The sequence below is a fragment of the Candidatus Magnetominusculus xianensis genome, from assembly GCA_001541255.1.
GTDB lineage: Bacteria > Nitrospirota > Thermodesulfovibrionia > Thermodesulfovibrionales > Magnetobacteriaceae > Magnetominusculus > Magnetominusculus xianensis.
Map to the genome: position 1 here is coordinate 21,956 of LNQR01000089.1, position 12,990 is coordinate 34,945.

The 12,990-nt window shown below is 43.0% G+C and carries 16 protein-coding genes; 8 read left to right on the forward strand and 8 right to left on the reverse strand.

All coding sequences use genetic code 11. The features are described from left to right. Positions 1-27 precede the first annotated feature (27 nt). Positions 28-504, reverse strand: a complete 477-nt coding sequence (locus ASN18_RS12610) for a M67 family metallopeptidase (protein ID WP_085053115.1) — start codon at positions 502-504, stop codon at positions 28-30. 347 nt (positions 505-851) lie between these two features. Between ASN18_RS12610 and ASN18_RS12615 the strand changes: the two genes are divergently transcribed. Further along, positions 852-2,018: a tetratricopeptide repeat protein gene (locus ASN18_RS12615; RefSeq protein WP_085053116.1), complete on the forward strand. Its 1,167-nt coding sequence runs from the start codon at positions 852-854 to the stop codon at positions 2,016-2,018. Between the two features lie 259 nt (positions 2,019-2,277). Here ASN18_RS12615 and ASN18_RS12620 read toward each other — a convergent pair whose 3' ends face one another. From ASN18_RS12620 to ASN18_RS12635, 5 genes are all read right to left on the reverse strand, one after another. Beyond that, complete coding sequence (locus ASN18_RS12620; protein WP_157072979.1) at positions 2,278-2,739, reverse strand: hypothetical protein; 462 nt, start codon at positions 2,737-2,739, stop codon at positions 2,278-2,280. 227 nt (positions 2,740-2,966) lie between these two features. Beyond that, complete coding sequence (locus tag ASN18_RS17255) at positions 2,967-3,113, reverse strand: hypothetical protein (protein WP_157072980.1); 147 nt, start codon at positions 3,111-3,113, stop codon at positions 2,967-2,969. A gap of 2 nt (positions 3,114-3,115) precedes the next feature. Further along, positions 3,116-3,340: a type II toxin-antitoxin system HicB family antitoxin gene (locus ASN18_RS12625; RefSeq protein WP_085053119.1), complete on the reverse strand. Its 225-nt coding sequence runs from the start codon at positions 3,338-3,340 to the stop codon at positions 3,116-3,118. Further along, a complete protein-coding gene (locus ASN18_RS12630) occupies positions 3,340-3,591 on the reverse strand; it encodes a type II toxin-antitoxin system HicA family toxin (protein ID WP_085053121.1) in 252 nt (83 codons plus the stop codon). The genes ASN18_RS12625 and ASN18_RS12630 overlap by 1 nt, the downstream gene beginning before the upstream one ends. Before the next feature lie 187 nt (positions 3,592-3,778). Then, a complete protein-coding gene (locus ASN18_RS12635) occupies positions 3,779-4,678 on the reverse strand; it encodes an ROK family protein (RefSeq protein WP_085053123.1) in 900 nt (299 codons plus the stop codon). Positions 4,679-4,804: 126 nt separating this feature from the next. Between ASN18_RS12635 and ASN18_RS12640 the strand changes: the two genes are divergently transcribed. From ASN18_RS12640 to ASN18_RS12665, 6 genes are all read left to right on the forward strand, one after another. Beyond that, entirely contained in the window at positions 4,805-5,272 is a 468-nt protein-coding gene (locus ASN18_RS12640) for an RrF2 family transcriptional regulator (RefSeq protein ID WP_085053124.1), read from the forward strand. Next, a complete protein-coding gene (locus ASN18_RS12645; protein ID WP_085053126.1) occupies positions 5,263-5,532 on the forward strand; it encodes a sulfurtransferase TusA family protein in 270 nt (89 codons plus the stop codon). The genes ASN18_RS12640 and ASN18_RS12645 overlap by 10 nt, the downstream gene beginning before the upstream one ends. Continuing rightward, positions 5,522-6,727, forward strand: coding sequence for a cysteine desulfurase family protein (locus tag ASN18_RS12650; RefSeq protein ID WP_085053127.1), 1,206 nt, complete (start codon positions 5,522-5,524; stop codon positions 6,725-6,727). The genes ASN18_RS12645 and ASN18_RS12650 overlap by 11 nt, the downstream gene beginning before the upstream one ends. Next, positions 6,728-7,096, forward strand: coding sequence for a Fe-S cluster assembly scaffold protein NifU (nifU, locus tag ASN18_RS12655; RefSeq protein WP_085053128.1), 369 nt, complete (start codon positions 6,728-6,730; stop codon positions 7,094-7,096). Positions 7,097-7,509: 413 nt separating this feature from the next. Then, positions 7,510-9,225: a tetratricopeptide repeat protein gene (locus ASN18_RS12660; RefSeq protein ID WP_085053130.1), complete on the forward strand. Its 1,716-nt coding sequence runs from the start codon at positions 7,510-7,512 to the stop codon at positions 9,223-9,225. A gap of 613 nt (positions 9,226-9,838) precedes the next feature. Continuing rightward, entirely contained in the window at positions 9,839-10,093 is a 255-nt protein-coding gene (locus ASN18_RS12665) for a transposase (protein ID WP_085053131.1), read from the forward strand. 133 nt (positions 10,094-10,226) lie between these two features. On the opposite strand, the gene ASN18_RS17820 is transcribed toward ASN18_RS12665, so the two are convergent. Both ASN18_RS17820 and ASN18_RS17825 read right to left on the reverse strand, forming a co-directional pair. After that, positions 10,227-10,400, reverse strand: a complete 174-nt coding sequence (locus ASN18_RS17820; RefSeq protein WP_306688991.1) for a hypothetical protein — start codon at positions 10,398-10,400, stop codon at positions 10,227-10,229. A 23-nt stretch (positions 10,401-10,423) separates the two neighbouring features. Continuing rightward, positions 10,424-10,555: a hypothetical protein gene (locus ASN18_RS17825; RefSeq protein ID WP_306688993.1), complete on the reverse strand. Its 132-nt coding sequence runs from the start codon at positions 10,553-10,555 to the stop codon at positions 10,424-10,426. 480 nt (positions 10,556-11,035) lie between these two features. Between ASN18_RS17825 and glgP the strand changes: the two genes are divergently transcribed. Next, entirely contained in the window at positions 11,036-12,748 is a 1,713-nt protein-coding gene (glgP, locus tag ASN18_RS12675; RefSeq protein WP_085053135.1) for an alpha-glucan family phosphorylase, read from the forward strand. The last annotated feature ends 242 nt before the right edge of the window (positions 12,749-12,990 follow it).

Consider the following 12,990-nt stretch of genomic DNA (forward strand, 5'->3'; position numbering starts at 1 on the left):
TTTCATGGGCGAGGGCGAATGTTTACTCTATTCATGATGTTTTAGCCGACATTCGCTGAAATCCTTCTGGTTCCATTTAAAGCAGTTTATGCCGCTGATGCTTCTCTTGGTGAGCGATATGACAATTTGTGCAACCTCGGGAAACTCTGGTTCGCCAAAGACGGTTTGCGCGGCCTTGTCCTCCTCAGAGAAAAATGCTGGATGGTCAGGATGGGAATGATAAAATGCGGCAAGGGTCTGACCGTTTTCTTTTATCAAGGCAAATACAGAGTCGGCTTCTTTCCTGTCAACTGTGTATGCTATGGAGGCAGTAAAAGGGTAACGCAGCGGGTCTTCCTTGTGAAGATAGTTTTGAATGTTCTGAAAACGGCGCACCACCTGTCTCTCTTCACCATCTACGGTGCCGTTAATGATAACACCGCAGCATTCCTCAGGATATGCCTCCAGCGCGTGCCTGAATATCTCATCAAGGACAGTATTATGAATTACAAATGTATCTGTCATCGCTCAGTTGTTTATCAGCTGTCTTCCCCCTTTTTAAAACCTTAGTATGTTAGCATTTCTCTTATTAAAACACCAGTGCAGGATTATTCCCGAACTTATTTAAATGCTGTTCCTTTTGAACTAGGCAAGACATGTTTACTCTTGACTTTAACTCTGTATGATGTTTATTATTCTATAGTGGAAATGGTATGACACAGAGGTGATGTAATGGTCTGTAATATTATGAAAATACATCATTTTATTATGCCAATCAATAACTTATGCCAAAGACATATGACTAGGGACAAAGGGGGGCTGTCTGAGCAGATGCTCATGCCGCAGCTAACTGGTGTGCTTGCAGATTTACTATGGGTGAAAACATGAGCATGTTGAGCGCGATGACTGATACAGAGACCTATACAATTATTGGAGCTGTATTAGGGCTGTTAGGATTTATAATATCGTATTTGCAGTACCGGTCTAAGAAAAATAAAGAAATAGAAGCAATAATCATTAAGATTGAAAGCGCTGAAGATATCCATGATATTAATCCATTCAAGGCGCTGGATATATACTCGGAAGTCATATACACCCTGTCACCGGATAAACACCCCCCGCTATACGCACGAATAAGACATGGCGAAGGGGCTTGTTATTACACGTTGTCATCAATAAATAACAAGGAAGACAACCTCAGACGCGCGATAACTGCATATGAGGAGGCGCTGAAAATAAGAACAATTGAAAAATATCCTTTGGACTATGCGGCGACTCAAAATAGTCTTGGCAACGCGTATTCTGTCCTTTCGCAAATACGCGACAAAGAGGAGATTTTGCACCTTGCTGTCAGGGCATATTTGGAGGCCCTTATAATACGAACCGCTGACAAATTTCCTATGGAGCACGCTGCGACACAAAATAATCTTGGCAATGCGTATCAGAGCCTGTCAGAGGTACGGGAAAAAGATAAAGAAGACAAATTAACCCTTGCAATCAGGGCATACGAGGAGGCCCTTGTACTACGAACCGAAGACGAACATCCAGTGGAATATGCGGTAACACAGAATAATCTTGGAAACGCATACGTTAGCCTGTCACAGGTACGGACACAGGTGCAGGATAAGGAGAAAAACCTGGAACTTGCAATTGAGGCTTATAATGAAGCGCTGAAAATAAGAACCATCGGGAAATATCCTGTGGAGTATGCAAGGACTCAAAACAGTCTTGGACTTGCCTACAGGAACATGTCACAAGTGCGTGATAGGGAGTATAACTTAGACCTGGCGATTGAGGCATACACAGAGGCTCTGAAAATAAGAACCGCCGATGAATTTCCTCTTGAGTACGCGGCAACGCAAAACAATCTTGGAGCTGCTTACAGGAACCTGTCAAATCTCAGGGACAAAGAAGAAAACCTATCTATGGCAGTTAAGGCATACGAGGAAGCGTTGAGTATTTATCAGCAATATGACTATCCCCATTTGTATGAACTTGTAATGGCAAACCTTGATAAGGCCGTGAAGATGCTCCAGTAAGGGCCCGTAATAAAATAACCATGACAGTAGCAGTCATCCTTCGACAGGCTCAGAATGATTCCTACTGTTCCTGCTAAAATGCAGGCGTATGCTCCATCGTTTTGTCTATATTGGCCTTGCCCGCCCTCAATAAACATGCGGGCTTACAGGCGGTCATCGGAGTAAACATAGACAAAATGATACATTTTGCCTATTGTGACGGTTAACGAAAATATCTAAATAAATATAGCCTTTGTTGTCTATCCATGTCGAATATTAATTAAGGTAACTTTAAGGTAGCTTTGTTCAGACTGTCAATAAACGTTTCAAACGCAGATATAGCTCTTCTGGCATAGTCTTTATTAGCAAACACAGGAGGCACTGTATTATGATCTACGATATGATTTAGAGGGGAAATATGTACTATTTTATGTCTATAAATTATGTTAGTTTTAATCTGCTCCAATAAAATATTGCTTACGTTTAAGGTGTTACCAAATACTATGTTATAACCTTTATTGTAAGCTTTTTTACATCTTTCGTAGCTTTGGAAGTTAATTTTTCCTTTTTTGATAAGCTTTTTAAGCGGTGTAATACCTTCAGCACGAGCTTCTGTTCTAATTGTTTCAGCCTCTTCATTATCAATATTACAAGTTGAAAAGAGCTTATCAATATTTACCATTTTCCCTTCATTTTCCAACTCTATAAATCGCTTTTTACAGTATGCCTCAAAACCAGTCACAAGCATCACTACGATGAAATTTGTAATAACCGCTGAAGGTTTATTATATCTAGGCCATCGGGTTGAGCTACACTTTCACTTGAGTCGTCTTCTAATTCCATTTTCTACCTAGTCATGATTTTAATTCTGAGAATAAGTATTCTCAGCGAACTATATACATTATAATCAACATCAAGTATTTTTGCAACTAGACAAAAAGGATTCTTCTGTCTAGTTTTCATGTGCTATCAAGCAAGGATGGAGTCAAGTCTTGCAATGACATAATGATAACGCTGTACTGGCGTTAATATGACACGCACGTTCAAAATAGGATTTCCCGGCGCTGTCTGCCACGTCACCTTAGTGAGCGCTGACCTATTATCCTTATCTTTCATGTTCAAGCTGACGCCGCCTGATAGATAATCGGCTTATATTCTGGCGATGGGATAGGCTTTCCCGCTGCCTGTGCAGCCTCAAGCCATAGTTTTTTGGCCTGTTGAACTTCATGCAATGCCTCAACAGGTGTCTCGCCAAATGCGGAACATGCCTCAAGGTCGGGAATATCGGCGATGTATCCGTTGTCATCCTCCGAATAGAAAATATTTATATGATAATCACGCATTACTCATCCTCCAGTTTAAGGTTATGTTTTTCAACCAGTTTCAGGAACTGGCGTATTTGATACGGTTTTGCTTGGCCTTTGACATTCTGAAGGTTCACGAGTTCAGGAATATCAGGACAGACGAATATGTGGTGGCTGCCTTCAGTTCTTGATAGCACAAAACCGAAACCTCTAACAAGATTTACCATATCTGAGAATCTTATATTCTTAGAATTACCAATGATTTCTTTAAGCAATTTTCGTCTGTTCATATCTCATATCTTACCGGCTGAAGCAGTTATTGTCAAGAACAATGATGGTCGCAAACTATGGACCGCGACCGTTTGAGGCGGTTAAGATGTTTCTATAACATTATACACATTTGTCTGCAACTTAGTATCAGACATTCTGAGCTTGCAGAAGGATGATAAGGTTATACAAGCCCTATCTATTTAACGCTCAACAGTACGTCAGCTCTGCCGCACCTATAATTCCGGCATCTCCGCCCAGCTTCGATGGTATTATTGCCGTTTTTGCGTATAACTCCTTAAATGCTGCCGTTGCGGCTGTCTTTATAGCCTTCTTTACGTATATATCCCATGCCCCTATCAGCCCCCCCATCAGGATTATCGCATCCGGGCCGAATATGTTTATGTAGTTTGCTATGCCTATCCCTAAGTAAAACCCAGCGGTCTTGAAGATTTCTATTGCCAGTGGATCGCCTTCTAACGCGTATTTGTAAATATCTGCTGGCATTATATCGCGGCTGCCGTATTGTGTCATCATCGTATCTCTTTTGAGTTCAATTGCCTCCATAGCAACAGTGGACATTGCCCTTGCAGAGGCATACGCCTCAAGACATCCCTTGCCTCCGCAGCCGCAGAGCCTGCCCCCCGGCTCAACTATCACATGCCCCAACTCCCCCGCTATGTTCAGTAATCTCCGGTTATAAACGACCCCGCCGCCAATGCCCGTGCCCAGCGTTAACATCACAAACGTATTCATATCCTTCCCCGCCCCTGAGATGCTCTCGCCAAGTGCGGCCACAGAGGCGTCATTGCCCAAGTACACCGGCGTGTTAAACCTGCTTTGCAGCATACCGACAAAGTCTATTTCTTTTAATATGGGCAGATTCGGGGAAGATAATATCTTTTTTCCATCTGTAAGACCAGCAACGGCCAGCCCTATCCCGTTAATCTTGTCCGAAAACAACCGCTCTATCGCCCCTATCAGGCTCTCTATGACGTTGCCGGTAGATGATACCGTTATCCTGTCAACTATTTCCCCCTCTCTTGAGACAACGGCCACGCGAAGGTTCGTTCCGCCCAAATCCACTCCTATCGAAAATGGCTTACTCAAAGTATAGCCTCCTTACTTATAATATCTACACCGGACTAATATACAATATTTATTAAACTATATACACGTCAAAAAACACTGCAAATAATACTTGACAATATTAGTACACTATTATAAAATAGAATCATGTTGAGACTATCGACCAGATGTCAGTACGGTGTAAGGGCCATGTATGAGATAGCCCGCGGCTACCCGGAAACTCCGGTGACGATAAAGGTTATATCAGAAAAACAGGACGTATCTGTAGCGTTTTTAGAGCAGATACTGGGAAAACTCAGAAAGGCCGGCCTGATACGAAGCGTAAAAGGCCCGGGCGGAGGCTATATGCTTAAGGCAGCGCCGGAGGAAATCTCTATCGAGGAGATACTAATGGTACTCGAAGGCCCGATTTCTATTACCGCGTGTGTAACGCAGGAAGAAAACACAGGGGGGTGCGTTAAGGCTGACCACTGCGTAATCCAACACCTGTGGAAGGCGCTGGGAAGACAAATAGAGGATTTCCTGACTACGATAACCCTTCAGGACCTTCTCGAAGGCAGGCATTTCAACCCGGTTTTGCAGCATGGGGTTGTTGAGGAGGCGGTGTGCCGCTGAAATTCGTCGAAAACGTGAAGGCGGATGTTACAAGCGATATAGTATATATGATGTGCCCTATGCACTTGTTGAAACTTGAGGAGCACATGAAAGAACTCGAAGATGGTCAGGTGCTTGAGCTGCTCACCGATTATGACGGCGCGCTTGAGGACATTCCGGCATGGTGTACAAAGACTGGAAATGACTTTCTTGGGATAGATGAAGAGGATGATTACTATAAAATATACATCAGAAAAGGGGGAACACACAATGAGCGTTAAATACTTTGACCACATAGCGTCAAATCCGATGTTACCGGAGGTGTTTGACGCTATGGTGCCGTATTTCAAAGAGCAGTACGGCAATCCGATGAGCATGTATGACCTGGGAATGAACGCAAAGCAGGCGATAGACACGGCCAGAGAGCAGGTTGCAAAGCTGATAAACGCTAAACCCTCGGAGATAATATTTACCTCGTCCGGGGCAGAGAGCAATAACTTTGCAATCAAGGGGATGGCCCTTGCGCGGCAAGGCGACGGCAAGCATCTGATTATATCAAAGGCGGAGCATCATTCTGTGATGAACACCGCCCGTTCACTCGAAAAACAGGGTTTTGTTGTTACATATGTGCCAGTTGATAACAACGGGATGGTAGACCCTGATGCGGTAAAAAAGTCAATAACGAAAGAGACCACGGTGATTTCAATAATTCACGCAAGCTCTGAGGTTGGCACCATTGAGCCGATTAAAGAGATAGCCGCCATCGCAAAGGAACACAAGATAGGTTTTCACACGGACGCGGTGGCCACGGTGGGAAATATCCCCGTAGATGTAAAGGACTTGGGGGTAGATGCGTTGAGTCTGTCAGCACACCAGTTTTATGGCCCGAAGGGAGCGGCGGCAATGTATCTAAAGACGGGGCAGCGCATCCTGCCGCTCATATACGGCGGCATACAGGAAGGAGGCAGACGCGCTGGGACAGAAAACGTACCGGCAATTGTCGGCATGGGAAAGGCTGCTGAATTGGCAGCGGAAGACCTTCCCGCTCGTATGGCCCATGTACGGCAGTTAAGGGACAGGCTGACTGAGGGGATATTAAAGATAGAAAAGGTACATCCAACGGGGCATCCTCAGCAGAGGCTTCCGGGGCTGGCCAGCTTTGTCGTGGAGTATATAGAGGGCGAGGGGATGCTGTTGTTGCTGCTTGCCAAGGGGATATATGCGGCCAGTGGTTCGGCGTGTACGTCGAAGGCGCTTAAGGCGTCGCCGGTGCTGGTGTCAATGGGAGTGCCTACCTCAATGGCGCACGGCTCTATAGTGTTCAGTCTTGGGATAGGGAATACGACAGAGGCAGTTGACTGCTGCGTAGAGGAGTTTCCACAGATAGTGAAGCGGCTAAGAGACATGTCGCCGTTTGCCAAAGAGGGCTGGGGAGCTCTTGGGGCTGAAGAGGGCGGCAGCAAGGAGGGTGCATAAATGTATAGCGCAAAACTAATGGACCATTTCACAAATCCAAGAAACGTAGGGGAAATACCAGATGCAGACGGCGTAGGCATGGAAGGCAATCCGACATGCGGCGACGCTATGAAGTTGTTTATCAAGGTAGAAAACGATGTGATAACAGAGGCGAAGTTTCAGACCTTTGGCTGCGGGGCTGCTATAGCGGTATCAAGCATGATAACGGAGATGGCAAAAGGCAAGACGCTGACAGAGGCCCTTGCGATAACAAAGGAATCAGTGGCGGACGCATTAGACGGGATGCCGCCGCAGAAGATGCACTGCTCAAACCTTGGGGCAGACGCCCTGAGAAAGGCCATAGAGGACTACAGGTCAAAACAAGCATAAGCCGAGCTCCCCACCCCCAGGTAAAACCGCAAAAAAAAAGGAGGGGTGGGGAAGTGTCCTGCATAGCAAACGCACAGCGAATTTCTTTTTTCTGTCATTTCCAGCAGCAGACAGCGTCATAACACCTTGTCAAAATCGTTCTGTTACTATAATATCCCACTCAATCTATAGCATCATCATGCTATTACTAATGATTATATTAGCTAACCTATTGAAAACACTGTAATTTATAAGCGCATTGAAATGATGTCAATCATATTAGATGTTACCTATATGTAACATCGCTAAACAATAAAAATAAATCGCCAAATAATAAAAATAAACATTGACAATTAATATATATATATTATGATGCCGTATGTTGTTAGAGACTTAATAATATGAAATATAAGCAAGTCATTAATGGAGGCTAAATGGAACTTGAAGAAAAAATAGAAGAACTTCGCCGGTTAAGTTATCAAATTGATGACCTCTATGGGATAGGAAAGGACAGTGAAGGTGAGGCATTATTAAAAGAAGCATTGGAGAAATCAAAGGATGTCGAGGCGTACCGTTTATTTTTTGAAGGAGAAATCGCTGGATACAAAGAGAAAGACCGTAAATTACAAGAAGAATCTTTCAGAAAGGCAATCGAAACAAGGCGGGATGATTTTTTTCTTATCAAAAACCTGGGGGTATGTTTAGCGATTCAGGGGAACCAAGAAGAGGCTATTAGTTTTTTTAATGAGGCCCTGAAGATAAAACCCGATGATTACAATGCCTTGAGGGAAAAGGGGGTATTATTATCAAATCAGGGCAAGGTTGATGAGGCCTTCGAATTAATTAAGGAAGCTTATAAAAAAGCGCCAGCTGGTGATTATTATACGACTAAAAGATTACGATATATATGTGATGAACTGAAGTATGATTTTGATAGAGTTGTCAAAACTATTGAAGAAAGCGAGGGGGTAAAGGCTGAAAAAATTGAAGGGAGTGAATTGGAGTTACTTATTGAAAAGGTAAGGGAAGATTTTAAACCTATAATAGTTGATTTCGAAACACTAATGAATGAATTCAATGCAAATAATAATAAATTTATTTATTCTGAATCATGTATTATACAGGATTTTCCAATGCTGTTAACATTAAGAAAGTGGAACTCCTATACCCCTATTATCCCTGCAGGCGATGAAGAGAGAAGTATAGGCGGTGGTTATTTTATTTACTATAAAGGAAAAGGGACAGTTATTGACCCAGGATATAACTTTATTGAGAATTTTTACAAAGCAGGCGGAAGAGTAACTGACATTGACAATGTCATTCTTACCCACGCTCATAATGACCACACAATTGACTTTGAATCAATAATGACATTGATATATCAGTATAATAATAAAAATCACCTGAAACATAAATCTATAGATTTATACATGAACACCGGAAGTTTTATGAAGTTTTCTGGAGTTCTGAATTTGAGAGACTGCGATTACATAAATGATGTGTTTCCAATAACAGCGGGCAATACATATGACGTCGATGGGATTACTATGACAGCGATACCAACATATCACGACGAGGTGATAACAAAGAAATACGGCGTAGGGTTGCACCTCAAATTTGATACTAAAAATGGCCTGAAAAACATTATTTTCACATCAGATACGGGGCTTTTCCCCAAAATTGGTAAAGACCGTGTTGATGCAAGCAAGGATGAAATACATGTATCTTATCAGAAAGCAATCGATGGAAAGGATATAAATCTTTTAGTTGCCCATATCGGTTCAATAAGGTCTGAAGAGATGACAAAATCATATAAGGATATAAAAGAGAAAGGAGAGGTTTTCTATCCAAACCATCTTGGGCTTCTTGGCACTGCAAGGCTTATAACAGCCATAAAACCAAAGCTTGCATTAGTTTCTGAGTTTGGGGAAGAATTACGCAAGTTCAGAGGTGAATTGATGGTTATGTTAGGAAAGGTCGTAAAGAAATATTTTAAAGACAAAGAGGTAACGAAGGTTTTACCGGCTGACTTACCTTTTATTTATAATATAGAGAACGAGGAAATCGATTGTATCGTACATGATAAAATGGAAGATTATAAAAAATATCTGCTGAATTGTTTGACAATGTATTCTATTATTCCTGCCTGAGACCTAAAGAAGATCGTGATGATGTAGAGATAGAAATACCGAAATATAAAGGTTATCTTAAGAAAGGTAAATTGCCGTATTTAAAAAAATCTGGGACATCTTAAGATATTTTTAAATGGAATATCGCGAGTTCGCTTCATTATCCTTAATCGCCTGCTCGAACGGTATTGCTTCATCCCCTGAAGACTTTGCCACGTCATATGTCCGGATACATTTTAATTCCTCCAACTCCTCAAGTATTATCTCGTAGTTTTCAACGAATGTTCCTGACGAAAAGCTGTTAAAAACCCTATGTGAAGAGGAGTTAGAGCAAAACGCAACTATAAGTAGCCACTAATTTACACGTAAAGGGATTTTGCACACTCTAAGGGGATACTGGCTAAAACAGACTGAATAGATGCAAAAGTAGTTGCTCTTTTCGGTGAAGCAGTAAAACCTGAGATAAGGCCTCTAAAGGAGGAGCAACTTCAGGTGCTATCGGCCATAGGAAGGAAGCAGATTGTTGAAATAATGTCATCTGAGAAACAGCGCCTCCATAATTCTAATAAAGTTATTCTTCAGAATATGAAAGACCCTGGTTAGAGAGCCAGAAATAAACAAAGATATTGATAAGATGATGAAAGAGACACCTTTAATGAAAGAAAAAGATGAATTAATCCAAAGTATACCTGGTGTTGGTGAGGTAATGTCTATGACCTTAATATCGTCTTTACCAGAGTTAGGAGAGCTTAACCGCAGAGAGATAGCGGCATTAGCCGGTGTAGCGCCATTTAACAGGGATAGTGGCAGGTTTAAGAACTGTCCATGGCGGAAGAGCCAATGTAAGGTCGGTACTGTTCATGAGTACCCTAACGGCGATGAATTTTAATTCCACAATATAAGGATAGTCGGCTATGCGGAGCTGGCAAATCGAAGAAATCTGCAATTATGCATGTATGCGCAAGCTCTTAACAATTATCAATGTCATCGTAACAAATAACACACCATGGAACGAAGACTATTCAGCATGTTAGATTTATTTGCCTATTGACAACACGGTTGCTTTTTCCTGAGCTTGAGTGCTCATCTTCCCCGCACCCAACAAACTCAAGGTAGAACAACTCCATCACCATACGCTTATCTAAGCTCTCGTGAAAATTAAAATCATATTCGTCTATTGTCTTCTCAAACGGCAATCCAGCTATCTTCAGAGAAGTCCTTACCCTACGCTCGCATTAACCTCCTCTTCAAGCAGTCGATCAAGGAAAGTCAGACATGACTCATTATTCCTTCTTGACTCGTCTAAAATCATTAGATTATCCGTAATACGCTCCATTATAAGCTCAGACATAGACAGCTCCTGCCACAGCAGGCATAGACCGACAATGGTCGTTTCTGAACTTCGTATTACAGCCCATGTTTTAAAATACCTATCGTCGCTTTGCCCTTACCATACGGAACTCTGTACTTTCTCTTCATTTGATCCATGTCTTTCCTAAGGGCTTCACAAATCCAGGGATATGACATCATCTGTCCCTTACCTTATGGAATAAGATAAGTCACTAAAAGTTCTTCATTATGGAAGATGCGAATCATTCCGTTTAACCTTCAAAATCACCTTCTTGCCAACTATTTATGCTGGGTTCATCATCCCTCGTCCCATTCCGTCACCCGCTACCCCCTAATGCCCGACTCATAAAATAACTTTGACGTTGCCCTGGGCTGTGCATGACAGATACTTGTTATTTGTTAAGCAATTTTAGTATGATTTCAGATTGCTATATAGTGCTAAATACTGATTACTATAATAAAATACTTCTGAGGAGGAGCAATGTCATTTTTGAGCAAGTATCTGGACGAACCAAAGATCGCATATTTTTCTATGGAAATAGGATTGAAGGACGACATCCCCACCTATAGCGGAGGTCTTGGGATTTTAGCCGGAGATACGATTAAATCGGCTGCCGACCTGAATTTGCCGTTTGTCGCTGTCACCCTTATGCACAGAAAGGGGTATTTTACGCAGGATTTCGACGAGACCGGCTATCAGCTGTCAAAGGACGTAATCTGGGACCCGGCAAGATATATGACTCTGGCCCCGGCTAAGGTCAGCATCAGGCTAGAGGGACGCACGGTTTATGTTGCGGCATGGACATATATTGTGGAAAGTCTGAGAGGCGGCTCACTGCCCGTGTTCTTTTTGGATACAGACATACCAGAAAACAGCGCTGAAGACAGGGAACTGACACATCATCTCTACGGCGGCGATAACTTATACAGGATCAAGCAGGAGTCTATACTTGGGATAGCCGGCGTGAGAATGCTTAAGGAACTCGGCTTTACCGTTAAAAAATATCACATGAACGAGGGGCACGCGTCGTTTCTGACATTAGAGCTGCTGCATGAGCGCAAAAAGGACATTGAGTCCGTGTGGGACGAGTCTTTAATCTGGGATTTCGATTCCGTAAAAGAGTTATGTGTTTTCACAACACATACACCAGTTGAAGCGGGGCATGATAAATTTACATATGATATATACCACAGGGTACTGGGCGAGTACTTCCCTGAGAAGGTAATCCGCTGGCTTGCCGGTGACGAACATCTAAACATGACGCTGCTTGCCCTGAATCTGAGCAACTATGTGAACGGTGTGGCCAAAAAACACGGCGAGGTATCTCAGAACATGTTCCCAGGCTACAGAATCAACGCCATCACCAATGGCGTCCACTCCTATACATGGACAAACGAGCATTTTAAGCGACTGTATGACAAGTACATTCCGGGCTGGGCAAATGAGCCGGAAATATTTGTGCGAGTAGAGACAGTACCTGACGAGGCTATCTGGAATGCCCATCAGGACGCTAAAACTGATTTAATAAACTATGTAAACACCCACTGCAATGCCGACATGGACGTAAACACGCTTACAATAGGTTTTGCCAGAAGATTTGCAACCTACAAGCGTGCAAACCTGTTGTTTACAGACATCGACCGTCTGGTGAAAATAGCGGGCGGCAGAGTACAGTTTGTCTTTGCCGGCAAGGCTCATCCAAAGGACGAAGGCGGAAAGAAACTCATTCAAAATATATTTAGCTACGCCAGGGAACTAAAGGGGAAGCTGAAGCTGGCCTTCATCAAGAACTATAAAATGGACATAGGCCTGATGCTCTCAACAGGTGTAGATGTGTGGTTGAACAACCCGCTGCGGCCACTGGAAGCCTCCGGCACAAGTGGAATGAAATCAACACACAACGGTGTTCCGAATTTCAGCGTACTTGACGGATGGTGGATAGAAGGACATATCGAAGGATACACAGGCTGGTCAATCGGCCCTGCCCCGACAGAGATAGAGCCAGACGAGAGTATGAATAAAATCGATGCCGATGATCTTTACAATAAGCTGGAGAATGTGATCATCCCAACCTACTACAACGACAAGAAGAAGTGGATATTCATAATGAAAAACACGATAGGCAAAAACGCCTACTACTTCAACACCCACAGGATGATGAGAAGATACGTCACAGAGGCCTATATCAGATAGGCCGACAAAATAAAGGCAGCAAATCTCCGGCGTGAGTTCAACCCCAATACAGGGCGCACGCCGGAGTTGTCTCTAACGGATGTTCCTGACGAAAAGCTGTTCAAATCATATTCGTGGACAACACCCTTAGTGTCCGTTAGGAGCTAACCTCACCTAATTGCCTCTGACCCATTCTACCAGGAGTTTGTGGTCATTATCCTTTGCCGTAAGAATATATCTCATACGATATTTCACAAGCTTCT